Raw genomic sequence first — 23,694 nt, forward strand, 5'->3', positions numbered from 1 at the left:
AGCGCTAAGCATTTGAAGAAAAAACACTTTTTTCGAAAAATCGATTGACAGCCCGACGAGAGTCCGTAGAATGCGCCCACACAGACGCGGGATGGAGCAGTCTGGTAGCTCGTCGGGCTCATAACCCGAAGGTCGTTGGTTCAAATCCAGCTCCCGCAACCACATTCGAAAAGCCCCGGCGCTAGCGATAGCGCCGGGGCTTTTTGCATTCCGCCCCTCCTGCTCCACTGCATCGCCTCGTCCTCCGTTCGCTCGCATCATCGCACATTTAACTGTATATTCGTACAGCCAGCTCAGCCTTCGATGAATGCTCGGTAACGGATACGGAAAGGACAGACAGATGCTGAACGTCGAACAATTGAAGCGCAGCGTGAACCGGATGGAACTCGACGACATCCGCCAGGCAGTGGACGAACTGCAGATGGACGGCCTGGTCACCGACGGCAAGACGCCGTTCACCCGCGTGCACTTCAACACCTGCTTCGCCGAGATCGAGGCGCTGTTCCAGCGCGCCGGCTTCCACCGGCCGCTCGATGTGGTCGGCTACCAGGGCGAGATCTATGCGTTGTACGACCCCTCTCGCTGGGAGGCCGTGGAAGTGCTGCGCTGGTTGAAGGAATACCGCGAGGAATCGCGTCACCTGACTCCGGCGTGAGCGCAACGCCTGCGTCAGCGCAACTCGTGTGCCAGGCGCGCGCAGGCCATCCCCACGACCAGCATCACCAGCGGACCGAAGGCCCGCATGGAGATCCGCGCAAGGCTCCAGGACTCTTTCGCAGCGAACAGGCTTGCTGGATTCACCGAATAGACCAGCAGGGAACCGCAGAACAGCCCCAGGCCCAGCAGGCCCAGGCGGCGCAACCAACCGTCGTGGCGGAGCAACACCACCAGCAGGGCGCCGTACAACAGGCAATCGACCCGCGCCACCGAGTCCTTGACCTGCAACGACTGTTCCCAATCCCCCAGCCACCATCCAGCGGCCACGCCCAGCACGACTCCGGCGCCGACATGAATGCCCGCCTGGATCATCGTCACCCTTCCCCCCTCGGAAATGGTCGGACAGTGCAAGCCGCCACTATGCCCACGGCAAGCTGAACCATCGCTGAACGAATACCAGCAAATGGCCTTCGGCCACTTCGCCGACGCAACTCCTGCAAAACCCGACGGTCTTCTCCCTGTGACAGGACGCCGCCCCGCACAGAAAAAATCTGCTGCGACCACTTGGGAACTCGCCCGAGAGGCCATACTCTGTCGCGCAAATTCCCATGAGGTGGCTGATGCGCACCGACGCTCCCGTTCCAGAACATCCCGCTCCACCCAGCTCTCCCGCGTCCCCACAACGCATCCGGCTGATCGATCGGATTACCGCCTACCGCCAGCCCATCGGCCTGGTCTTCACCTTGCTGCTGTTCGGCCTGGCGCTGGTGGCCTGCTACCACCTGCTACGGGAGATCGATCCCGGCGCCCTCCACGATGCCATCGCCGACGTGCCCAGGCCGGCGCTGCTCGGCGCCCTGGGCGCGACCGCCCTCGGCTTCGTCATCCTGCTCGGCTACGAGTGGTCGGCCAGCCGCTTCGCTGGCGTCACGCTGCCCATGCGCAGCCTGGCCACCGGCGGCTTCAGCGCCTTCGCCATCGGCAATGCGGTAGGCCTGTCGCTGCTTTCCGGCGGCTCCGTACGCTACCGACTGTATTCCCGGCATGGCATCGGCGCTGCCGAAATTGCCCGGATGACGCTATTTGCCAGCCTTTCCCTGGGCTGCGCACTGCCGGTGCTGGCGGCACTCGCCGCACTCTGCGACCTCGACGATGCGGCGTCGGCGCTGCACCTGCCCCGCGCCCTGGTCGCCGTCATCGCGATCGCCGTCCTGTCGCTGGCTGTCGGCCTGGTGGCGTTCCTGGCCCGGCACCGCCTGCCGGGAGAACGGCCGTCCCCCGACAGCCTGCTGGTCCGCCTCGGCCGCCGCAGCCTGCGCCTGCCAGGCCTGCGCCTATCGCTGCTGCAACTGCTGATCACCGCCCTCGACGTCGCCGCCGCCGCTACCGTCCTTTATCTGTTGCTGCCGGAAACCCCACCCTTCGCGGCGTTCCTGCTGGTCTACCTGCTCGCCCTGGCCGCCGGCGTACTCAGCCACGTACCGGGCGGAGTCGGGGTGTTCGAGGCGGTGCTGCTGGCCGCGTTCGCCGGCCAACTGGGCGCCGCGCCGCTGGCCGCGGCCCTGCTCTTGTACCGCTTGATTTATGTGGTGCTGCCACTGCTGCTGGCCTGCCTTTTGTTGCTGTTCCTCGAAGCGCGCCGGTTGTGGGTGACGCGCCAGGCGATTCGCGTCGCCTCGGGTTTCGCCGCACCGATCCTGGCGATCCTGGTCTTCCTCTCCGGTGTCGTGCTGCTGTTTTCCGGCGCCACACCGGCGATCGACACCCGCCTGGAACACCTCGGTTTCCTCATTCCACATCGCCTGATCGATGCCTCGCACCTGGTCGCCAGCCTGATCGGCGTGCTCTGCCTCCTGCTCGCGCAGGGTTTGCGCCGACGGCTGTCGGCCGCCTGGGCCCTGACCCTGGTGCTGTTGCTGGTGGGCGCCCTGCTTTCGCTGCTGAAAGGCTTCGACTGGGAGGAAGCCAGCCTGCTGAGCCTGACCGCCGCGCTGCTCGCCATGTTCCGCCGCTCCTTCTACCGTCCCAGCCGGCTGATGGAAGTCCCCTTCTCGCCGCTTTACGTAGGCGCCAGCATCTGCGTGGTCGGCGCCTCGGTCTGGCTGCTGCTGTTCGCCAACCAGGACGTGCATTACAGCAACCAGCTCTGGTGGCAGTTCGCCCTGGACGCCGACGCCCCGCGCGCCCTGCGCGCCGCCCTCGGCAGTTGCCTGCTGCTCCTGGCCCTGGCCCTTGGCTGGCTGCTGCGCGCGGCACCGCCGGCGATCCGCGAGCCGAACGCGGAAGAGCTGCAGCGCGCGGCGCGGATCATCCGCCACTCGGACCAGCCGGATGGCGGCCTGGCCCTGACCGGCGACAAGGCCCTGCTCTTCCATGAGGGCGACGACGCTTTCCTCATGTACGCCCGCCGCGGTCGCAGCATGATCGCCCTGTACGACCCGATCGGCCCGGCCATGCAGCGCGCCGAACTGATCTGGCAGTTCCGCGACCTCTGCGACCTGCACCATGCCCGCCCGGTGTTCTACCAGGTGCGTGCCGAGAACCTGCCGTTCTACATGGACATTGGCCTGACCGCCCTCAAGCTCGGCGAAGAAGCGCGAGTCGACCTGCTGCGCTTCGACCTGGAGAACAAGGGCAAGGAAATGAAAGACCTGCGCTACACCTGGAACCGCGGCCAGCGCGACGGCCTGGCCCTGGAGTTCCATGAACCGGGCCAGGCTCCGCTGGACGAGCTGAAGGCGATATCGGACGCCTGGCTGGGCGGCAAGCAGGTGCGCGAGAAAGGCTTCTCCCTGGGCCGCTTCACCCCGGCGTACCTGAACTTCTTCCGCATCGCCATCGTCCGCCACCAGGGCAAGCCGGTGGCCTTCGCCAACCTGCTGGAAACCGACAGCCGCGAACTGGCGAGCCTCGACCTGATGCGCGTGCACCCGGACGCGCCGAAGCTGACCATGGAGTTCCTCATGCTCGGCCTCATCCTCCACTACAAGGCCAAGGGCCACGCGCGCTTCAGCCTCGGCATGGTGCCGCTGGCCGGGCTCCAGCCAAGGCGCGGCGCGCCGTTGACCCAGCGCCTGGGCGCGCTGGTCTTCCGGCGGGGCGAACAGTTCTACAATTTCCAGGGGCTGCGACGCTTCAAGGACAAGTTCCAGCCCGACTGGGAACCCCGCTACCTGGCCGTGCCAGCCGGGCTCGACCCGCTGGTGGCCCTGGCCGATACCGCCGCGCTGATCGCCGGCGGCCTGACTGGATTGGTGAAACGCTGATATGTCTGTCGTGAAACGTCACTGGCGCCGTTTTCTGGTCGCCGCCCTGGTGCTGATCGTCGGTGCCGCCCTGCTGCTCTGGAGCCGACCGGCGGCCCAGGCGAAACTGGAAGCCCTGGACCTCGACGACGGCGGCCACGCCACCCTTGCCGAACCCGGCGAGAAGCCGCGCTCGCGGGTGGTGGTGATCGCCGCCCCCGAACAGCAACTGAACGACGCCCAGATGCTGAACCTGGCTCACGACAGCGCCGCCCGGGTGATCCAGTACTTCCCCCCGGAAAACGGCGATTGCAGGGCGCAGCAGTCCCGGCTCGAAGCGGTCATTGCCCACCTCGGCGGCAAGCCGAACCTGGTCGCCGGCATCGGCCCGGGCTCGACCACCGCCTGGCGCTGGCTCGCCAGCCAGGACGACGACAAGGCCAAGGCGCTCTCGGTCGGCTTCGACATTGCCCTGGCCGAGCGCGACTGCGACGCCCCGCTGCCGCACCAGGCGTCGCACGGCCAGTGGCTGCTGGCCTGGAACGACAACCCGGACGACGACACCGCAGTCTTCGTCCGCAAGCAGTCGAGCGCGGAAACCAGCATCAGCGACTACGACACCCCGCTGTCCGACGTGCTCGCCCATCAGTTGCGCCTGCAACTGCAAGGCAACGCCGAGGCCCTGCCGGTACTCGAGGTCCCCGCGGCGAAACCCTCGGACATCGTCACCCTGTTCTATTCCGGCGACGGCGGCTGGCGCGACCTGGACAAGGACTCTGCCGAGCATATGGCCAGCATGGGCTACCCGGTGGTCGGCATCGACACCCTGCGCTACTACTGGCAACACAAGAGCCCGGAACAGAGCGCCGCCGACCTCTCCAAGCTGATGCAACACTACCGCGAGAAGTGGGGCGCGAAACGTTTCGTCCTGGCCGGCTACTCGTTCGGCGCTGACATCCTGCCGGCGATCTACAACCGCCTGCCCGGAAAGGACCAGCAGCAAGTGAAAGCCATGCTGCTGCTGGCGCTGGCGCGGACCGGCAGCTTCGAGATCGAAGTGGAAGGCTGGCTGGGCAAGGCCGGCGAGGAAGCCGCCACCGGCCCGGAAATGGCCAGGTTGCCGGCAGCCAAGGTGTTCTGCATCTATGGCGCCGAAGAAAAGGACGAAAGCGGCTGTACCCAATCCCAGGCCGTCGGCGAGAAGCTCGAACTGCCGGGCGGCCACCACTTCGACGAGGACTACCTGTCCCTGGCGAAGAAGATGCTCCAGGCCATCCGCGACCGCGAGAACGCTCCCGACGTCTGATCGCGATCAAGCTCTCCCCGCTCCGCCCTTCTTGTCCCCGGCCGGCGCCAGCTAGACTGAGCCTGCCGGGGGCATTCAGGCTGGCTTCAGCGGAGCCGCCGAGAATACCGGCCGACCCGCCGCAGAGCGGGCTCCCGAGAGCCGAAGAGAAGGAACCGTGATGAGCTGGAAAAACACCGAATCCCGTTATGGGAGCCTGACCATTGTCCTGCACTGGCTGACCCTGCTGCTGATCGCCGGGGTCTACGCCTGTATCGAACTGAAGGGCAATTTCCCCAAGGGCAGCGAAACCCGCGAACTGCTCAAGCAATGGCACTTCATGCTTGGCCTGAGCGTTTTCCTGCTGGTCTGGTTGCGCCTGCTGGTGCGCCTGGCCACCCCTACCCCGCGCATAGAGCCCGCCATCCCCGCCTGGCAGGCGACGCTGGCCAGGCTGATGCACTACGCCCTCTACCTGATGATGATCGGCCTGCCCTTCGCCGGCTGGCTGATCCTCAGCGCCGCCGGCAAGCCGATACCGTTCTTCGGCCTGGAGCTACCGCCGCTGGTCGACAAGAACCCCGACCTCGCCGGGCAAATCAAGGAATGGCACGAAACCATCGGCAACGCCGGTTATTTCCTGATCGGCCTGCACGCCGCCGCGGCGCTCTTCCATCACTTCGTCAGCCGCGACAACACCCTGGTACGGATGCTGCCGCAACGGCGCTGAGAAACGCGCAAAAAAACGCGCCCAATCGGGCGCGCTTTTTTGCAGCGGAGCGGATCAGATCTCGACCTGGGTTCCCAACTCGATCACCCGGTTGAGCGGCAGGTTGAAATAGCGCAGGTTGCCGTTGGCGTTCTTCAGCAGGAAGGCGAACAACCCCTCGCGCCAGCGCGCCATGCCGATGCGCTTGGATGGAATCACCGTCTCCCGGCTGAGGAAGTAGGTGGTGCGCATCGGGCTGAAGTCCAGTTCGTTGAGATGGCACAGGCGCAAGGCAGCCGGGATGTCTGGCTCTTCCATGAAGCCGAAGTGCAGGATCACCCGGAAGAACCCGTCGCCATAGGCCTCGACCTCGAAACGGCGATCCGGCGAAACCCGTGGGCTGTCTTCGTTGACCACGGTGAGCAGCACCACCTGCTCGTGCAGCACCTGGTTGTGCAACAGGTTGTGCAGCAGCGCGTGAGGCACCGCGTCGGTACGCGCGGTAAGGAACACCGCGGTCCCCTGGACCCGGTGCGGCGGCTGCACGCGCATGCTGGAAATGAACACCGAGAGCGGCAGCGAGCCCTCGTCGAGACGCTCCACCAGCAGTTGGCGGCCACGCTTCCAGGTGGACATCAGGATGAAGATGACGATACCCGCGATGACCGGGAAGGCGCCGCCCTGGATCACCTTGGGCAGGTTGGCGGCGAAGAACAGGCTGTCCACCGCGAGCATCACGCAGAAGAACGGGACGCCCAGCCACAGCGGCCATTTCCACAGGCGCCAGATCACCACGCCCATCAGCAGGGTGGTGATCAGCATGGTTCCGGTCACCGCCACGCCGTAGGCAGCCGCCAGCGACGCCGAGGACTCGAAGCCGAGCACCAGCAGGACCACGCCGACCATCAGCGCCCAATTCACCCCGCCGATGTAGATCTGCCCCTGCTCGTGGCTGGAAGTGTGCTGGATGGTCATCCGCGGCACGTAGCCGAGCTGGATCGCCTGGCGGGTCAGGGAGAAGGCGCCGGAGATCACCGCCTGGGAGGCGATCACCGTGGCCAGGGTGGACAGCGCCACCATCGGCAGCAGCGCCCAGCCCGGCGCCAGCAGGTAGAAGGGGTTGCGCGCCGCCTCGGCGTTGGAAAGGATGGTCGCGCCCTGGCCGAAGTAGTTCAGCACCAGCGCCGGCAGCACCAGCAGGAACCAGGCACGGGCGATCGGCTTGCGACCGAAGTGGCCCATGTCGGCGTACAGCGCCTCGGCGCCGGTCAGCGCCAGTACGGTGGCGCCGAGGATGGCGACACCGATGCCGGGATGCGAGCTGAAGAAACGCACGGCCCATACAGGGTTCATCGCCTGCAGCACTTCCGGCTGCTGGATCACCCCGTAGACGCCCAGCGCCGCCAGGGCGCCGAACCAGAGCACCATGACCGGGCCGAACAGGATGCCGATCCGCGCGGTGCCGTGCTTCTGGATCAGGAACAGGCCGATCAGCACGATAAGCGCCAGCGGTACCGTCCAGTGCTCCAGGCCGTCGAAGGCGATCTCCAGCCCTTCTACCGCCGACAGTACCGAGATCGCCGGGGTGATCATGCTGTCGCCGTAGAACAGCGCCGCGCCGATCAGGCCGGCAACCACCACGAAAGTCTGCAGCCTGCCGAACGGCGCCGCCGCCCGGCGCGCCAGGGCCGACAGCGCCATCACCCCGCCCTCGCCCTGGTTGTCGGCACGCAGGACGAAGATCACGTACTTGATGGAAACGACCCAGACCAGCGACCAGAAGATCAGCGACAGCACGCCAAGGACGCCATCGTGGTTGGCCTGCACCCCGTAGCCGCCGATGAAGACCTCTTTCAGGGTATACAAGGGACTGGTGCCGATATCCCCATAGCAGACTCCAACCGCCCCGACCATCAGGCCGATGGCAGAGCTGGAATGCCCCTCCGACGTCTCCTCGGCACGCGTCGCTGCATCACTCATGAAACGCTTTCCCCCGGAAAAATTCGGCAAATGCTGCGCCCATGCCGTCCGCGATGCAAGCGCCGAGGCCACGGACTGCTATGACTATAGAAGGCCGGGGAGCCGATTGCCGAGCGCCCGCGGAGAGTTTTTCCAGGGCCGGAAAAGAGCTGCACGGGAGACTGGAAAAGCCGCGGCGCTGCCGCTAGAATTGCGCACTTTTTGATCAGAGGCGCCAGCAAGCGCGCCCGCCTACCGAGGTTAGCCATGTCCACCCCCACTCCCAAAGTCGGCTTCGTCAGTCTTGGATGCCCCAAGGCGCTGGTCGACTCCGAGCGCATCCTCACCCAGCTGCGCATGGAAGGCTATGAGGTCGTTCCGACCTACGAAGACGCCGACGTCGTGGTGGTCAACACCTGCGGTTTCATCGACAGCGCCAAGGCCGAGTCCCTGGAAGTGATCGGCGAAGCCATCGCCGAGAACGGCAAGGTCATCGTCACCGGCTGCATGGGCGTGGAAGAGCACGCGATCCGCGACGTGCATCCCAGCGTCCTGGCGGTCACCGGCCCGCAACAGTACGAGCAGGTGGTTACCGCGGTGCACGAAGTGGTGCCGCCGAAGACCGAACACAACCCGCTGGTCGACCTGGTCCCGCCGCAAGGCGTCAAGCTGACCCCACGCCACTACGCCTACCTGAAGATTTCCGAAGGCTGCAACCACAGCTGCAGCTTCTGCATCATCCCGTCCATGCGCGGCAAGCTGGTCAGCCGGCCGGTCGGCGACGTGCTGAGCGAGGCCGAGCGCCTGGTCAAGGCCGGGGTCAAGGAACTCCTGGTGATTTCCCAGGACACCAGCGCCTACGGCGTGGACCTGAAGTACAAGACCGACTTCTGGAACGGCCAGCCGGTCAAGACCCGCATGAAGGAACTCTGCGAGGCGCTGAGCAGCATGGGCGTGTGGGTTCGCCTGCACTACGTCTACCCGTACCCCAACGTCGACGACGTGATCCCGCTGATGGCCGCCGGCAAGCTCCTGCCGTACCTCGACATCCCCTTCCAGCACGCCAGCCCGAAGGTGCTCAAGGCCATGAAGCGCCCGGCCTTCGAGGACAAGACCCTGGCCCGGATCAAGCAGTGGCGCGAGATCTGCCCGGAACTGACCATCCGCTCGACCTTCATCGTCGGCTTCCCGGGCGAAACCGAAGAAGACTTCCAGTACCTGCTCGACTGGCTGACGGAAGCCCAGCTCGACCGCGTCGGCTGCTTCCAGTACTCCCCCGTCGAAGGCGCTCCGGCCAACGAGCTGGGCCTGGAGCCGGTGCCGGACGAGGTCAAGCAGGACCGCTGGGAACGCTTCATGGCCCACCAGCAGGCGATTTCCGCCGCTCGCCTGCAGCTCAAGGTGGGCAAGGAAATCGAAGTGCTGATCGACGAAGTCGACGAACAGGGCGCGGTCGGCCGCTCCTGGGCCGACGCTCCGGAAATCGACGGCAACGTGTTCGTCGACAGCGACGAGCTGAAGCCGGGCGACAAGGTCCGCGTGCGCATCACCGATGCCGACGAGTACGACCTCTGGGCCGAGCTGGTCTGAGCCCCCCTGAAGAGCCCCGCCCCGCGGGGCTTTTTCATCGCCAACCGTTCCGGAGAGCACGATGCTCAACAACGACGTACTACGCAGCCTGCGCTACCTGCTGGATCTTCCCGACGCACATCTGGCCGAACTGGCCGCCCCGTTCGGCGAGCAAGTCGAAGCGGACCTGCTCGAGGCTTACCTGAAGAAGGAAGACGAAGACGGCTTCCAGGCCTGCCCCGACCGCTACCTGGCGCGCTGCCTGGACGGACTGATCATCCAGCGCCGCGGTCGCGACGAGTCGCGTCCGCTACCGCCGCTGGAGCTGCCGTTGAGCAACAACATGATCCTGAAGAAGCTGCGGGTCGCCTTCGAACTCAAGGAGGAAGACCTCCATGCCATCCTCGACAGCGTCGACTTCCCGGTCTCCAAACCCGAGCTGAGCGCCCTGTTTCGCAAGCCCGGCCACAGCAACTACCGGACCTGCGGCGACCAGTTGCTGCGCAACTTCCTCAAGGGCCTGACCCTGCGCGTCCGTGGCTGAACGCGCGGAGCCACTGCTGGCGGTTCTGCTCCAGGCGCCGCCCTGCGTCGACCCCTGGTTCCTGGAGTGCCGCCAGGATCGCGCCGGCCTGACCATCCTCGTCCGCGACCTCGCCAACCAGCGCACCTGGCGCGTCGAGTTCGTCGAAGTCGAAGGCCTGCGCCAGCTCGACGCTGCCGACCTGCTGGAATTCTGGCCAGCCTGTGCGGCATCCGAGGGTTGGCTGTACCGGGTCGAGCAAGGCGGCTGGCTGGACCAGGAATGCCGTCGCGAGGGCTTCGTCGCCCGCGAGACCAAGGCCGTCGACGAGTATTTCGTCAATGGCGGCGATCGCTGCCTGAGCGTGCTGTCCTGGTCGCCACCGAAGGTTTCCCCGCTGATCTGACCGCCATGAAAAAAGCCGCCCGTGGGCGGCTTCTCGCGTGGCGCTCCGGCTACATCAGGAAGATCGTCGCCAGGCCGAGGAAGATGAAGAAACCGCCGCTGTCGGTCATCGCAGTGATCATCACGCTGGAGCCCATCGCCGGATCGCGTCCGAAACGATGCAGGGTCATCGGGATCAGCACTCCCATCATCGCCGCCAGCAGCAGGTTCAGGGTCATCGCGGCGGTCATCACCACGCCCAGTTCCCAGTTGCCGTAAAGATAGAAGGCCACCACGCCGATCACTCCGCCCCACGCCAGGCCGTTGACCAGCGCGACGCCAAGCTCCTTGCGCAGCAGGCGGTTGCGACTGTTGCTGGTCGGCTGTACCTGGTCGAGCGCGATGGCGCGGACGATCATGGTGATGGTCTGGTTGCCGGAATTGCCACCGATGCCGGCAACGATCGGCATCAGCGCGGCCAGCGCCACCAGTTTCTCGATGGAGCCTTCGAACAGGCCGATCACCCGCGAGGCGACGAAGGCGGTGATCAGGTTGGTGGCCAGCCAGGCCCAGCGGTTGCGCACCGACTTCCAGACCGAGGCGAAGATGTCTTCTTCTTCACGCAGACCGGCCATGTTGAGGACTTCGCTTTCGCTTTCCTCACGGATCAGGTCGACCATCTCGTCGATGGTCAGACGACCGATCAGCTTGCCGCCCTTGTCCACCACCGGCGCGGAAATCAGGTCGTAACGCTCGAATGCCTGGGCGGCGTCGTAGCCGTCCTCGTCCGGGTGGAAGGTCACCGGGTCGGTGGCCATGACTTCCAGCACTTGCTTGTCCGGATCGTTGACCAGCAGGCGCTTGATCGGCAGCACGCCCTTGAGCACGCCGTCGTAGTCGACCACGAACAGTTTGTCGGTATGCCCGGGCAGTTCCTTCAGGCGGCGCAGGTAGCGTAGCACCACTTCCAGGCTGACGTCCTCGCGGATGGTGACCATCTCGAAGTCCATCAGCGCGCCGACCTGGTCCTCCTCGTAGGACAGCGCCGAACGCACTCGCTCGCGCTGCTGCGCGTCGAGGCTTTCCATCAGTTCATGGACCACGTCGCGCGGCAGTTCCGGCGCCAGGTCGGCGAGTTCGTCGGCGTCCAGGTCCTTGGTCGCGGCGATGATCTCGTGGTCGTCCATGTCCGCGATCAGGGTTTCCCGGACCGCGTCGGAGACTTCGAGAAGGATGTCGCCGTCGTCCTCGGACTTGACCAGTTGCCAGACCGTCAGGCGGTCGTCCAGCGGCAGCGATTCGAGGATGTGGGCGATGTCGGCGGGGTGCAGTTCCTCCAGCTTGCGCTGGAGTTCTACGAGATTCTGCCGGTGGACGAGGTTTTCCACCCGGTCATGGTGCTGGCCTTCCTGACGATGGGTCAGGTCTTCCACCACCTTGTGGCGATGCAGCAGCTCGACCACCTGCGCTAGGCGGTCCTGCAGGCTTTCCTGCGGCTTCTTGGCTTCTACTTCGGTCATAGCGCGCTCCACCCCCAGTAGCGGAGCACGCCAAAGGGGTCAATCAGAAACGTGATTGGTCAAACGGGAAACTGTTCGAGTTTCTACTGGGTAAGTCCATGGGGGTGTTCCAAGGGCCCTCTCGGGGCAGATACGGATAATGATAACACTCCGCTTGCGTTTTGCGCGTTACAAAATGGCGGCAAGAACAAGCGCTTGCGGCACAAAGTTCATCGTCACTCGACGCCTGACTGCGACGCCGGAAATTTCACTCAGGACACTCGGCCCCGCGGAAAAAGGCAACGCGTTAGCCTGCACTCACCCTTATCCGACCCGGAGTGCCGCCCATGCGTTCCCTGTCCCTCCTTCTCCTCCTCTCGCTGGCGTCCACCTGCGAGGCCGCTGCGGTATTCCGCTGCGAAGACGCCAGCGGCCATGTCAGCTTCACCCAACTCGGTTGCCCCGCCGGGCAGGCCGGCGAGACCGTCGTGGCGGACAACCCGCCGCCGGGAGGCAGGAGCGTCACGCCGATGGCCGAGACGAAGACGAAAAAGGCGTCCATCGGCCGGAAAAGCGTGCCGCTCGCGGTGATCGGAGAAAGAGAAGATCGCTGCGGCAGACGCCTGGACGAGAAGGAACGCCGCAAGGCGATCGTGGAGCAGCGGATAATGGCGGGAATGACCCGCTCCGATGTGGAGCGGGCGCTGGGCAAGCCGGACCGGGTCAGCGGGAACAATGCGGAGGTGCGTTATCAGTACAAGGCCGACAAGCGACGGGGAGCGAGAAGCGTGAGCTTCGATCAGGAGGGATGTGTGAAGGGAAGAGAAGGTACCGGGTGGAGCGAGTCGATCCCGGGAGCTAAGGCCGGGCCGTCCTCATACCGATGAAAGCAGGACCGGCATCGCCCTTAGCGTGCCGGGCAGGGTGTCGCCCTGCCTGCATGGAAAAGACGGACGACAGTCTTCAGCAGCCTACCGCCTACCCGCCGCGCACGCCTCTGGCTGGCGGTTATGGTCAGGCTCAATCCTCTTTCTGCGGTTCGCCGGGCAACAACGCGCGTGATGAACAGACCGCGATAGAGGTGGAATCCCGTTTGCACGTCCACCGTTTCGGAAGCGCCTTGCAGTGAAGTCAAGGCAGCGATGCCCTTGCGCACACGGTACTCGTTCAACGCGCGGCTGCCTCCCTCCATCGGCAGCAAGGAGGGCAACGGCTCGTCAGCGGGCGCATGGTCGACAATGCTGCCGACGATGGTGATGAGCTTGTCGCCGCGCGCGCTGACGGCAGCCTCTTGCCCCGTCTCGACGACACTCCCGGCAGCCTGCGCGAGGTTTTCGGAAATCACCGCATCCAGGCGAACGATGCCGACGCGACGACTGATCAACATGACCATGGATCTCTCCTCTATGTATGGATGGCATCGCTACGATGCATCGCAACGACCTCTAGGAAGCCGTTCCACCTGCCCCCCCCCCCGGAGGCCTGCCCGGGAGCGGTGCGCTCGAGGTCGACGAGCAGCACGTGTTCGTGAGCGAGAACAAGGTCGAAACGAGCCTGCCCCAGCGCCTGGCCATCCTGCACGACGGACAGGTTTTCGATGGGTGTCAGGCGCAGCAGGCTGGCCTTCAGCACGCGCAGGCGCTCGCCGGCATTGCCTGACTGCAGCAGGCAGCGGGCATCCTGCAGGTACTGGTGCGCCTCGGGTCCATGCCAGGTCAGGCGAAAGATGCTCTCGCAACTGGCCAGCAGGGACTCCTGCTCGCCACTGGCGGAAAACTCCCGCCGCACCTTGCCAAGCAGGCTCGAGGACTCCAGGCGCAAGGTCATGAAGGGGATGGCCGGCGGGGCCAGCAGTTGATCGGCATCGATGACGCTGCCGGCGGGCAGGCCGAACAACTGCCGCAACGTTTCGCGCAGGGCGGCGTGATCCAGGCGCACGGTTGCACTGGACATGGCGAACTCCTTTTTCAGGATGGATGGATGACGGACAGGCACCGACGCGGCGGATACAACCGCCGGCCAGGCCGGAGCGAAGTACGTTCGTTCAATGCAGGCGCAGGACCCGCGCCAGGTTGCCGCGCGCCTGCAACAGCAGGACCAGCAGCACCAGCAGTACCCCGAGCATCCACGGCGAGAGGTGCTCGGCACGATACAACCCGGCCACTATTCCCAGCGCCTGGCAGCCGGTGCACAACGCCAGCAGGTAGGCGCACAGGGAAACGCCGGGGCGGAAACGCGCGCCGGCGCGGCGATAGGTGATCAGGCGCATGCAGATCGCCGAGCAGACCAGCACGGTCAGGGTGGACAGCGGATCAACCATCGGACTTGCCTCCCCGGCGGCGCAACAGCCCGCGCATCCAGCTGGGCAGTTCGCCGCCACGCATCCACTCGAGCATGCCGATGCCGCCGGTCACGCAGAGGGTCGCGGCGACGAAGGCGGCCATGCCGCTGGTCTGGGTCAACCCGCGGCCGAGCGCCTCGATTCCGGCGTAATAGCCGCCGACCCAGGACACCAGCAGGTAGCCGAGGCGGGTCAGGGCGTTGTAGTCACGGGCGAACACGACAAAGAAGATGGCGCCGCCGAAGCCTCCCAGCAAGGCGTTGCCATCGATATCGATACCCGGCAGGTACATGGCCAGGCCGACGCCAGCCATTGCGCTGGCGGCGGAGGCCGCAGAGCTTGGCTCGGACATGGATGACTCCCGGAAATGCAAAGGCCCGCCGAAAAGGCGGGCCCGGAACGGCCGAAGCCCGCATCGGCGGGCTTCGGCCAGAGGAATTTCAATCGTGGAGAATTTATACCTTTATCGTCCCATAGCGTCAATATGGGAAAACCCGTTTTCATACAGAAATTTTTTTAGCGCTCGCCCACGATCCCCACCTCCGCCATCGGCTCCTCCAGTCGCTGCAAGGCCTGGCGCAGCAAAGCGACGACCCGCTCGCGCCATTCCTTGTCCCAGCGATGCAGGGTGCTCTTCGACAGGCCGCTGAGTCGCTCGATCTCGCGGATGCTCGACGGCGGACGACGGAACATGCGCATCAGCAAGGCCAGGGTTGCCCGCTGCTCGATCGGGTCGGCCCCGGGCTTCAGCCAGTCGCGCAAAGCCGCCAGGCCAAGGACGAAATCCCGCCCGCGGGCGAACTCGGCCCGCACCACCGCCAGCTCCAGTGGGTGCGCAGCCAGCTGGCGCTGGGCGAAACGCACGGTCATCACCGCCTGGGCCTGCCATTCGTGCGGACTCAAACCGCTGGGCAGGTGTTCGATGAAGCTGCGATCGAAGCGCTCGCGCAGGCCATCGATCACCATCGCCGTCGACGACTTCGGTCCCGGCTGGTGCTCGAACATCCAGTAGGCCACGGCCAGCGCCTGCTCGGTACTTTGAAACATGGTATTCCCTCCTTGGCCGGCCCACCTGGCTGGCCGCTCGCATTAGCCACCCGCAGTGGCTGTGTTGGGCCGCCGTCCTACCCGAGGCGAGTAGGAAAGCGCTGAAATTATGGTAATACCCATATACTGACGCTTGCAATGCCACAGGCACACCCTTAGTCTTGCCCCCTATGGAACTCAAAGATCGCATCAAGGCGGCGCGCAAGCACGCCCATCTCAGCCAGGTCCAGCTTGCCCAGGCGGTAGGCATGACCCAGACCTCCATTTCCGATCTGGAGCGCGGCAAGTCCCGCGCCACCAGCTTCGTCGCGCAGATCGCCGGCGCCTGCGGCGTCAACCCCCTGTGGCTGGCGGAAGGTCGCGGCGAGATGCTCGCCGAGCGCGGCCAGGCGAACGCAGGACCCAATGCCAGTTGGCTTGGCGCAGTAGAGTCATGGGACGACGAAACGCCCCTGGATGCCGACGAGATCGAACTGCCCTTCTACAAGGAGATCGAGCTGTCCGGCGGCAAGGGCAGCACGGTGATCCTGCAGACCGGCGGGCGCAAGCTGCGCTTCGGCAAGTACACCCTGCGCAAGAAGAACATCGATCCGGCCAGTGCCGCCTGCGTCACGGTCAGCGGCAACAGCATGGAGCCGGTGCTGCCGGACGGCAGCACGGTAGGCGTGGACACTAGCGCGCGGACGATCAAGGACGGCGACATGTACGCCTTCGACCACGACGGCCAACTGCGCGTTAAACTGCTTTACCGCCTTCCAGGCGGCGGCCTGCGCATTCGCAGCTTCAACAGTGACGAGCATCCGGACGAGCGCTACGAGCCCCAGGAAGCCGCCGAGCACATCAACGTGATCGGCCGGGTGTTCTGGTACTCGGTGCTGGTCTGACCCCTTCCCGCCCCGCCTGACGACGGGGCCGCGTTCCGGCGGAAGAAAAATCCCGGGCAAAGAAAAAGGGCCTGCATTGCTGCAGGCCCTTTCGGTATGGCGCACTCAGGAGGATTCGAACCTCCGACCGCTCGGTTCGTAGCCGAGTACTCTATCCAGCTGAGCTATGAGTGCGTGTCGGTGCTTTTTCCGGCCACCTGCCGGTAACGCTTGTTTTACCGTGAAAGACCGCAACTGTCGATCCTTCGCTCGCCGAGCCCCTGACGAGAGGAACCCTTCGAAATATGGCGCACTCAGGAGGATTCGAACCTCCGACCGCTCGGTTCGTAGCCGAGTACTCTATCCAGCTGAGCTATGAGTGCGTCGTGGGGGCGCATTATAGATTGTGGATTTTATCCGTCAAGCGATTTTTTCAATCAAATCAGTAACTTAGTTACCAAGATGGCTTTCGCCGCCTGAATCAACCTCTAACACTTGAATGGCGGAGAGGGGGGGATTCGAACCCCCGACACCCTTTTGAGGTGTACTCCCTTAGCAGGGGAGCGCCTTCGGCCACTCGGCCACCTCTCCGCAACACGGGGCGCATGATACCCATCTTTACCCCGTTTGCAAAGGGAAAATTAGATAAAAATTAATGGTTTGGCTCTTGATCTTTCTCTTTCTGGATGCGCTGGTAAATTTCCTCCCGGTGTACGGCGACTTCCTTCGGCGCGTTGACGCCGATGCGCACCTGGTTCCCTTTGACACCCAGTACCGTCACGGTGACGTCGTCACCTACCATCAGGGTCTCTCCGACCCGACGAGTCAGAATCAGCATTCCTTTCTCCTCACGCGAATATTTCAGGACAACAGTCTGCAAAAAAGAAATGGCGGCGGATCCGCAGAAATCAAGAGCGCGATCCTTCACCCAGTATTGACCAGTCCCGCCGGAATGAAAGTTCCTGCCAAACGGTCAAAAACGACAAAAGGCGCGGGGTTGCCGCGCCTTTCGCCTGTCAGCGTCACTCACCCTGTCGCGCCGGCGCGTCGAGCTCGAACGCCGTGTGCAGGGCACGTACCGCCAGTTCCAGGTACTTCTCTTCGATCACCACGGAAACCTTGATTTCCGAGGTGGAGATCATCTGGATGTTGATGCTTTCCTTGGCCAGCGCTTCGAACATGCGGCTGGCCACGCCGGCGTGCGAACGCATGCCGACGCCGACGATGGAAACCTTGGCGATGTTGGTGTCGCCGATGGCTTCGCGCGCGCCGATGTTGGCGGCGGTCTGCTTGAGGATTTCCAGGGCGTTCAGGTAATCGTTGCGATGCACCGTGAAGGTGAAGTCGGTGGTGTTATCGTGCGCCACGTTCTGCACGATCATGTCGACTTCCACATTGGCGGCACTGATCGGCCCGAGGATCTTGAAGGCCACGCCGGGGGTATCGGGTACGCCACGGATGGTCAGCTTGGCTTCGTCGCGGTTGAAGGCGATGCCGGAGATGATCGGCTGTTCCATGGATTCCTCTTCATCATCGATAGTAATGAGGGTGCCCGGACCCTCCTGGAAGCTGTGCAGCACGCGCAACGGAACGTTGTACTTGCCGGCGAACTCGACCGCCCGGATCTGCAGCACCTTGGAACCGAGGCTGGCCATTTCCAGCATTTCCTCGAAGGTGATCTTGTCCAGCCGACGGGCCTGCGGCACTACGCGCGGATCGGTGGTGTAGACGCCGTCGACGTCGGTGTAGATCTGGCATTCGTCGGCCTTCAACGCCGCCGCCAGGGCCACCCCGGTGGTATCGGAACCGCCGCGGCCCAGCGTGGTGATGTTGCCGTTGCCGTCGACGCCCTGGAAACCGGCGACCACCACTACCCTGCCGGCCTTGAGGTCGGCGCGGATGTGGGTGTCGTCGATGTGCAGGATGCGCGCCTTGGTGTGCGCGCTGTCGGTGAGGATACGCACCTGGTTGCCGGTATAGGAGACCGCCGGCACGCCGCGCTTGATCAGGGCCATGCTGAGCAGGGCGATGGTCACCTGCTCTCCGGTCGAGACCATGACGTCCAGTTCGCGCGGAACCGGCTGCTCCATGATCTGGTTGGCCAGGCCGATCAGACGGTTGGTCTCGCCGCTCATGGCGGATACCACCACGACGACGTCATCGCCCGCTTCGCGGAATTTCTTCACCTTCTCGGCCACCTGCTCGATACGCTCGACGGTGCCGACGGAGGTCCCTCCAAACTTCTGTACGATCAAAGCCATTTCAAACCGCCTGATTCCGTGAAGGGCGCCCTTTTGAACCTGCCACATTCTTTCGCTACCCGGACTGGCGGGGCGCACCGCCGGCCGGGCATCAAGGGGCGCTGGCCGCCCGGCCCCGCGTCGCTCTGGCGCGGGGCCGGCATGGCATCAGAGCCCTTGCTCGACGAAGCGCTGGGCCAGGGCCAGGGCCTCGTCCAATTTCGCTGCATCGGTGCCGCCGCCCTGGGCCATATCCGGGCGTCCGCCACCTTTGCCACCAACTGCCGCCGCGGCTTGCTTCATAAGCTCGCCGGCCTTCAGTTGGCCGGTCAGGTCCTGGGTCACGCCTGCGACCAGTACGACCTTCCCGTCCAGCTCGCCGCCGAGCAGGATCACTGCGCGGCCGAGCTTGTTCTTCAACTGGTCGACCAGCGCCAACAGCGCCTTGCCGTCCAGACCATCGAGGCGCGCGGCGAGTACCTTCGCGCCCTTGATTTCCACCGCCGCCGCCGAAAGGTCGTCGCCGGCCGCGCTGGCAGCCTTGGCCTTGAGCTGTTCCAGCTCCTTCTCCAGCGAGCGGTTGCGCTCCAGCAGGGCGCCGAGCTTGTCCAGCAGGTTGTCGCGGCTGCCCTTGACCAGGCTGGCGGCTTCCTTGAGCTGCTCCTCGGCACCGTTCAGGTAGGCCAGCGCCGCCGCGCCGGTGACCGCCTCGATACGGCGTACGCCGGCAGCCACGCCACCCTCGCTAGTGATCTTGAACAGGCCGATGTCGCCGGTGCGGGATACGTGGGTGCCACCGCACAGCTCGACGGAGAAATCGCCGCCCATGCTCAGTACGCGCACCTGGTCGCCGTACTTCTCGCCGAACAGCGCCATGGCGCCCTTGGCCTTGGCGGTGTCGATATCGGTTTCCTCGGTCTCGACCTCGGTGTTGCGACGGATTTCGGCGTTGACGATATCCTCCAGGGCCTTCAGTTGTTCCGCCTTGATCGCCTCGAAGTGGCTGAAGTCGAAACGCAGGCGCTGGCTGTCCACCAGCGAGCCCTTCTGTTGTACGTGGTCGCCCAGTACCTGGCGCAGCGCGGCATGCAGCAGGTGGGTCGCGGAGTGGTTGAGCGCGGTGGCCTGGCGTACCGAAGCGTCGACCTCGGCCTTGACCGCGCCGCCGACGCTCAGGTTGCCCCGGGCGACCACGCCATGGTGCAGGTGCGCGCCGCCAGCCTTGGTGGTATCGCGCACGTCGAAGCGCACGCCAGCCGCCTCGAGGTAGCCACTGTCGCCGACCTGGCCGCCGGATTCGGCGTAGAACGGCGTCTGGTCGAGGACCACGACGCCCTCCTCGCCCTCCTCCAGGCGCTCGACGGCCTGGCCGTCCCTGAACAGCGCGACGATCTGCCCGGCGCCGGAGACGCCCTGATAGCCGAGGAAGCGGGTCTCGCCGTCGACCTTGACCAGGCTGTTGTAGTCCATGCCGAAGGCGCTGGAAGCGCGGGCGCGCTCGCGCTGGGCCTCCATCTCGCGCTCGAAGCCGTCCTCGTCGATGGTCAGCTCGCGCTCGCGGGCGATGTCATTGGTCAGGTCGACCGGGAAGCCATAGGTGTCGTACAGCTTGAACACCACGTTGCCGGGAATCACGCTGCCCTGCAGTTCGGCGAGGTCCTGTTCGAGGATCTTCAGGCCTTGCTCCAGGGTCTTGGCGAACTGCTCTTCCTCGGTCCTCAGCACGCGCTCGATGTGCGCCTGCTGTTGCTTCAGCTCGGGGAAGGCATCGCCCATCTCGGTGACCAGCGCTGCGACGATCTTGTGGAAGAAGGTGCCCCTGGCGCCCAGCTTGTTGCCGTGGCGGCAGGCGCGGCGGATGATCCGCCGCAAGACGTAGCCGCGACCCTCGTTGGACGGCAGTACGCCGTCGGCGATCAGGAAGCTGCAGGAACGGATGTGATCGGCTACCACCTTCAGCGACGGCGCGTCGTCGTTGGCGCAGCCGATGGCCTCGGCGGAGGCTTTCAGCAGATTCTGGAACAGGTCGATCTCATAGTTCGAGTGCACGTGCTGGAGTACCGCGCTGACGCGCTCCAGGCCCATGCCGGTGTCCACGCTCGGCGCCGGCAGCGGGTGCATGACGCCGTCCGCGGTGCGGTTGAACTGCATGAACACGTTGTTCCAGATCTCGATGTAGCGGTCGCCGTCCTCTTCCGGCGAACCGGGCGGGCCGCCCCAGATCTCCGGCCCATGGTCGAAGAAGATCTCGGTGCAGGGACCGCAAGGTCCGGTATCGCCCATCGCCCAGAAGTTGTCGGACGCATAGGGCGCACCCTTGTTGTCGCCGATCCGCACCATACGCTCGGCGGGCACGCCGACTTCCTTGGTCCAGATGTCGTAGGCCTCGTCGTCGGTGGCGTAGACGGTGACCCAGAGCTTTTCCTTGGGCAGGTTCAGCCATTTCTCGCCGGTGAGGAACTCCCAGGCGTAATGGATGGCGTCGCGCTTGAAATAGTCGCCGAAGCTGAAGTTACCCAGCATTTCGAAGAAGGTGTGGTGCCGCGCGGTGTAGCCGACGTTTTCCAGGTCGTTGTGCTTGCCGCCGGCGCGCACGCATTTCTGGCTGGTGGTCGCACGGGTGTAGGCGCGCTTTTCCAGGCCGAGGAAGCAGTCCTTGAACTGGTTCATGCCCGCGTTGGTGAACAGCAGGGTCGGATCGTTCGCCGGGATCAGCGAACTGGAAGCGACACGGGTGTGTCCCTTCTCTTCGAAGAAGCGGAGGAAGGCTTCACGGATTTCAGCGCTTTTCATAGGTTCTTCCACGGAAAATTGGCGGCCACGAATCGCCGGCAAAGGGCCGCATTATATCGGCCCTTGGGCAAGGTTGTAGTGTATTTGCGCGATAGTTATTGCCTATTGCCGACCTTTTCGCTTATGAGCGACGAAAGGCCGCGAAGGCATCCAGTACTTGTCCTATGGACTCGGCGGAAACGTCCAGGTGGGTGACCAGGCGCAAACGCGCCGCCGCGCTGATCCGCACCTCGCGCTCGGCGAGGAAGTCGCGCAGCGCGACCGCCCGCTCGCCGACATCGACGTAGACCATGTTGGTCTGCACCGGCTCCACCGCATAGCCCAGTTCGCGCAGCCCGTCGCCCAGGCGCGCGGCGTTGGCGTGGTCGTCGGCCAGGCGTGCCACCTGGTGATCGAGGGCGTACAGGCCGGCAGCCGCCAGCAGACCGGCCTGGCGCATCCCGCCGCCGACCATCTTGCGCCAGCGACGGGCCTTGCCGATCAGTTCGACGCTGCCGCAAAGCACCGAGCCCACCGGCGCACCGAGGCCCTTGGACAGGCACACCGACACCGAGTCGAAGTGCCGGGTGATTTCGCTGGCGTCTACGCCCAGCTTCACCGCCGCGTTGTACAGGCGCGCGCCATCCAGGTGCAGGGCCAGGCCACGCGCGCGAGTGAAAGCGCGCGCCGCGGCCAGGTAGTCGAGCGGCAGCACCTTGCCCTGCATGGTGTTTTCCAGGGCCAGCAGGCGGGTCCTGGCGAAATGGAAGTCGTCGGCCTTGATCGCCGCCGCGACCTTGTCCAGGTCGAGCGATCCGTCGGCCTCGCCGTCGATCGGCTGCGGCTGGATCGAGCCCAGCACCGCGGCACCGCCGCCCTCGTATTTGTAGGTATGCGCCTGCTGGCCGACGATGTATTCGTCGCCGCGCTCGCAGTGGGCCATCAATCCGAGCAGGTTGCTCATGGTCCCGGTCGGTACGAAGAGCGCCGCGGCGAAGCCCAGGCGCGCCGCCAGTTCGGCCTCCAGGCGGTTGACCGTAGGGTCCTCGCCATAGACGTCGTCGCCCAGTTCGGCCGCGGCCATGGCTTCGCGCATGCCGGCGGTGGGCTGGGTGACGGTGTCGCTGCGCAGGTCGATGACAGGCACGGAGGGCTCCTCGGTTCGGCGGAAAAGCCCGATCCTACGGCGCTCTACCGACAGCCACAAGGGAAGTCGGGAAATCTTCCCGGCCGCAACGGAAACGGAGCGCCGAAGCGCTCCGTCATGATCGAGAGGGAAGGCCGATACGCCTCAGAGCTTGGCCGGCACCACCAGGATTCCGGCACGCAGGCCGTTCTTCACCCGTGGATTGGGGAAGATGATGCGCGCGCCGACCTCGTCCACCACCCAGCGCGTGCCGCCGATATCCTCGGCCAGCAGGTAGCCCGGCGAGAGTTCGGTGAAGTTGGCCACGTCGTCGTCGAGGTGCAGGCGGAAGTGGTCGCTGTGCTTGATCACCTCGCGCGACACGCTGAACAGCTTGAGGCCGTCGAGCCGGGAGCCGTCCGGCTGTTCCTCGCTGCCGTCGATCAGCAGCTCCAGGCTCCGCTCCAGGCGCTCCAGGTTGACCTCCTGGTTCTCTCCGAACGGACGTGCCTTGCCCAGTTCCAGGGTAAAGGCCTCGGCGCCGAGCTGACCGTAGGTGTAGGCGCTGAAGGTGATGCCCGGCTTGTTCTGCAACAGCACCGCCTCGATGCCGGCGTCGCGCAGGCGGGCCAGTTCGCTGCGGGAATGCTGGCGGCCCTCGGCCCAGGGGTAGAGGGCGAACTGCTCGATCTTCGAGCCGCGGATCGCGGTATGCAGGTCGTAGTGCAGGTGGACTCGCTCGGTCTTGCTGAAGAACACCTGGGCCAGGCGCTCCAGCTCGGCGGCACGGAAGGCCTCGTTGCCGCTGCCCTCCTCGTGGCGACCGTTGAACAGGCGGTTCATGTCCTGTTCGACGTAGCGCTCGCCGCGGCGGATGGCTTCGGGGTTGCCGAACAGGAAGAGGACCCTGGCGGCAGGCTTGAGGGTGCCAGCGGCGACCTTGCGGATCAGCCGTTCGAGCAGTTCGATGGGCGCGGTCTCGTTGCCGTGGATACCGGCCGAGAGCAACAGGTCGACGCCGTTATCGCGGGCGCCGATCGGCGTGACTTCCAGCGCGCCCTCGGCCAGCCAGTGCAGGCGGGTGCCGTCGGCGGTGAGCTGGATCTTCTCGGTCGGCTCGCGGCCGGCCAGGGTCAAGTCGAGCAGTTTGCCGAGGGCGAGCATGGGATGTCCTCAGTCAGTGGGTGTGGTCGCAGCCGCAGTCGGGGCCGTGCTCGTGGTCGTCGCCCTCTTCGATCGGCTCCATCTCCAGTTGCAGGCTGACCAGGTTGGTCGCCATCGGCCGCAGCAGCAGGTTGGTGTATTCGGTATCGCCGTCTTCGACGTCGACGCCGATCAGCAACTGGCCGTTGCCGGCTTGCTGGACCCACACTTCCTTGCCCTGCCAGACCACGGCGAAACGGGTGCAGGAAGTTTCCAGCTGGGTGCCGTCGGTATCTTCGAGGATCAGTTGCAGGCTATCGGACATGGTGGCG

The 23,694-nt window shown here is 65.0% G+C and carries 23 protein-coding genes and 4 tRNA genes; 10 read left to right on the forward strand and 17 right to left on the reverse strand.

What is annotated here, in order from left to right:
* Positions 1–85 precede the first annotated feature (85 nt).
* Positions 86–162: transfer RNA gene (locus AC1RB9_RS21025), tRNA-Met, on the forward strand.
* Between the two features lie 178 nt (positions 163–340).
* Positions 341–655: a hypothetical protein gene (locus AC1RB9_RS21030; protein WP_003086015.1), complete on the forward strand. Its 315-nt coding sequence runs from the start codon at positions 341–343 to the stop codon at positions 653–655.
* A gap of 14 nt (positions 656–669) precedes the next feature.
* On the opposite strand, the gene AC1RB9_RS21035 is transcribed toward AC1RB9_RS21030, so the two are convergent.
* Positions 670–1,029 carry a PA0921 family PhoP regulated protein gene (locus tag AC1RB9_RS21035; RefSeq protein ID WP_003104747.1) on the reverse strand — a complete coding sequence of 120 codons (360 nt, stop codon included), beginning with the start codon at positions 1,027–1,029 and terminating at the stop codon, positions 670–672.
* Between the two features lie 248 nt (positions 1,030–1,277).
* Here AC1RB9_RS21035 and mprF point away from each other — a divergent pair, with 248 nt between their 5' ends.
* The 3 genes from mprF (at position 1,278) to AC1RB9_RS21050 (ending at position 5,917) form a co-directional block, all read left to right on the forward strand.
* Positions 1,278–3,923, forward strand: a complete 2,646-nt coding sequence (gene mprF / locus AC1RB9_RS21040; RefSeq protein ID WP_003454535.1) for a bifunctional lysylphosphatidylglycerol flippase/synthetase MprF — start codon at positions 1,278–1,280, stop codon at positions 3,921–3,923.
* Position 3,924: 1 nt separating this feature from the next.
* Positions 3,925–5,208, forward strand: a complete 1,284-nt coding sequence (locus AC1RB9_RS21045) for a virulence factor family protein (RefSeq protein ID WP_003454536.1) — start codon at positions 3,925–3,927, stop codon at positions 5,206–5,208.
* Between the two features lie 160 nt (positions 5,209–5,368).
* Positions 5,369–5,917: a cytochrome b gene (locus AC1RB9_RS21050; RefSeq protein ID WP_003454537.1), complete on the forward strand. Its 549-nt coding sequence runs from the start codon at positions 5,369–5,371 to the stop codon at positions 5,915–5,917.
* Positions 5,918–5,971: 54 nt separating this feature from the next.
* Here the strand turns inward: AC1RB9_RS21050 and AC1RB9_RS21055 are convergent, their stop codons facing one another.
* The gene (locus AC1RB9_RS21055; protein WP_003104754.1) at positions 5,972–7,876 is read right to left on the reverse strand and encodes a potassium transporter Kup; all 1,905 of its coding nucleotides are present in this window, start codon (positions 7,874–7,876) and stop codon (positions 5,972–5,974) included.
* A gap of 246 nt (positions 7,877–8,122) precedes the next feature.
* Between AC1RB9_RS21055 and rimO the strand changes: the two genes are divergently transcribed.
* The 3 genes from rimO (at position 8,123) to AC1RB9_RS21070 (ending at position 10,353) form a co-directional block, all read left to right on the forward strand.
* The gene (gene rimO, locus AC1RB9_RS21060; protein WP_003086001.1) at positions 8,123–9,445 is read left to right on the forward strand and encodes a 30S ribosomal protein S12 methylthiotransferase RimO; all 1,323 of its coding nucleotides are present in this window, start codon (positions 8,123–8,125) and stop codon (positions 9,443–9,445) included.
* Positions 9,446–9,506: 61 nt separating this feature from the next.
* Positions 9,507–9,968 (forward strand): YehS family protein, encoded by a 462-nt coding sequence (locus tag AC1RB9_RS21065; protein ID WP_003104756.1) that lies wholly within the window; start codon positions 9,507–9,509, stop codon positions 9,966–9,968.
* Positions 9,961–10,353, forward strand: a complete 393-nt coding sequence (locus AC1RB9_RS21070) for a hypothetical protein (RefSeq protein WP_003085997.1) — start codon at positions 9,961–9,963, stop codon at positions 10,351–10,353. Before AC1RB9_RS21065 ends, AC1RB9_RS21070 begins: the two co-directional genes overlap by 8 nt.
* Positions 10,354–10,402: 49 nt before the next feature.
* Here AC1RB9_RS21070 and mgtE read toward each other — a convergent pair whose 3' ends face one another.
* Positions 10,403–11,851 (reverse strand): magnesium transporter, encoded by a 1,449-nt coding sequence (mgtE, locus tag AC1RB9_RS21075; RefSeq protein WP_003085996.1) that lies wholly within the window; start codon positions 11,849–11,851, stop codon positions 10,403–10,405.
* A 326-nt stretch (positions 11,852–12,177) separates the two neighbouring features.
* Here mgtE and AC1RB9_RS21080 point away from each other — a divergent pair, with 326 nt between their 5' ends.
* Complete coding sequence (locus tag AC1RB9_RS21080) at positions 12,178–12,717, forward strand: DUF4124 domain-containing protein (protein ID WP_003112600.1); 540 nt, start codon at positions 12,178–12,180, stop codon at positions 12,715–12,717.
* Positions 12,718–12,737: 20 nt separating this feature from the next.
* Here the strand turns inward: AC1RB9_RS21080 and AC1RB9_RS21085 are convergent, their stop codons facing one another.
* From AC1RB9_RS21085 to AC1RB9_RS21105, 5 genes are all read right to left on the reverse strand, one after another.
* Positions 12,738–13,223, reverse strand: coding sequence for a hypothetical protein (locus AC1RB9_RS21085; RefSeq protein WP_004353269.1), 486 nt, complete (start codon positions 13,221–13,223; stop codon positions 12,738–12,740).
* 11 nt (positions 13,224–13,234) lie between these two features.
* Positions 13,235–13,783, reverse strand: a complete 549-nt coding sequence (locus tag AC1RB9_RS21090; RefSeq protein ID WP_003454541.1) for a phage neck terminator protein — start codon at positions 13,781–13,783, stop codon at positions 13,235–13,237.
* 91 nt (positions 13,784–13,874) lie between these two features.
* Positions 13,875–14,150, reverse strand: coding sequence for a phage holin family protein (locus tag AC1RB9_RS21095; RefSeq protein ID WP_003085989.1), 276 nt, complete (start codon positions 14,148–14,150; stop codon positions 13,875–13,877).
* Positions 14,143–14,523: a phage holin family protein gene (locus tag AC1RB9_RS21100; protein WP_003454542.1), complete on the reverse strand. Its 381-nt coding sequence runs from the start codon at positions 14,521–14,523 to the stop codon at positions 14,143–14,145. Before AC1RB9_RS21100 ends, AC1RB9_RS21095 begins: the two co-directional genes overlap by 8 nt.
* A 164-nt stretch (positions 14,524–14,687) precedes the next feature.
* Positions 14,688–15,218, reverse strand: a complete 531-nt coding sequence (locus AC1RB9_RS21105; RefSeq protein WP_003085984.1) for a hypothetical protein — start codon at positions 15,216–15,218, stop codon at positions 14,688–14,690.
* Positions 15,219–15,388: 170 nt separating this feature from the next.
* Here AC1RB9_RS21105 and alpR point away from each other — a divergent pair, with 170 nt between their 5' ends.
* The gene (alpR, locus tag AC1RB9_RS21110) at positions 15,389–16,102 is read left to right on the forward strand and encodes a transcriptional regulator AlpR (protein ID WP_003085982.1); all 714 of its coding nucleotides are present in this window, start codon (positions 15,389–15,391) and stop codon (positions 16,100–16,102) included.
* Between the two features lie 97 nt (positions 16,103–16,199).
* On the opposite strand, the gene AC1RB9_RS21115 is transcribed toward alpR, so the two are convergent.
* The 9 genes from AC1RB9_RS21115 to AC1RB9_RS21155 all read right to left on the reverse strand — a co-directional run bounded on the left by AC1RB9_RS21115 (position 16,200) and on the right by AC1RB9_RS21155 (position 23,687).
* Positions 16,200–16,276: transfer RNA gene (locus AC1RB9_RS21115), tRNA-Arg, on the reverse strand.
* Between the two features lie 111 nt (positions 16,277–16,387).
* Positions 16,388–16,464, reverse strand: a tRNA-Arg gene (locus AC1RB9_RS21120).
* Positions 16,465–16,581: 117 nt separating this feature from the next.
* Positions 16,582–16,672 (reverse strand) — tRNA-Ser (locus AC1RB9_RS21125).
* 61 nt (positions 16,673–16,733) lie between these two features.
* Positions 16,734–16,919, reverse strand: coding sequence for a carbon storage regulator CsrA (gene csrA / locus AC1RB9_RS21130; protein WP_003085981.1), 186 nt, complete (start codon positions 16,917–16,919; stop codon positions 16,734–16,736).
* Between the two features lie 184 nt (positions 16,920–17,103).
* Positions 17,104–18,342, reverse strand: coding sequence for an aspartate kinase (locus AC1RB9_RS21135; RefSeq protein WP_003085971.1), 1,239 nt, complete (start codon positions 18,340–18,342; stop codon positions 17,104–17,106).
* A gap of 147 nt (positions 18,343–18,489) precedes the next feature.
* Positions 18,490–21,114, reverse strand: coding sequence for an alanine--tRNA ligase (alaS, locus tag AC1RB9_RS21140; protein ID WP_003159662.1), 2,625 nt, complete (start codon positions 21,112–21,114; stop codon positions 18,490–18,492).
* Positions 21,115–21,235: 121 nt separating this feature from the next.
* Positions 21,236–22,240, reverse strand: a complete 1,005-nt coding sequence (ltaE, locus tag AC1RB9_RS21145) for a low-specificity L-threonine aldolase (protein WP_003111717.1) — start codon at positions 22,238–22,240, stop codon at positions 21,236–21,238.
* Between the two features lie 144 nt (positions 22,241–22,384).
* Positions 22,385–23,383 (reverse strand): succinylglutamate desuccinylase, encoded by a 999-nt coding sequence (gene astE / locus AC1RB9_RS21150; protein ID WP_003112605.1) that lies wholly within the window; start codon positions 23,381–23,383, stop codon positions 22,385–22,387.
* 13 nt (positions 23,384–23,396) lie between these two features.
* Positions 23,397–23,687, reverse strand: a complete 291-nt coding sequence (locus AC1RB9_RS21155; protein ID WP_003085959.1) for a hypothetical protein — start codon at positions 23,685–23,687, stop codon at positions 23,397–23,399.
* Positions 23,688–23,694 lie beyond the last annotated feature (7 nt).

The sequence above is a fragment of the Pseudomonas sp. 20-5 genome (genome assembly GCF_056782835.1).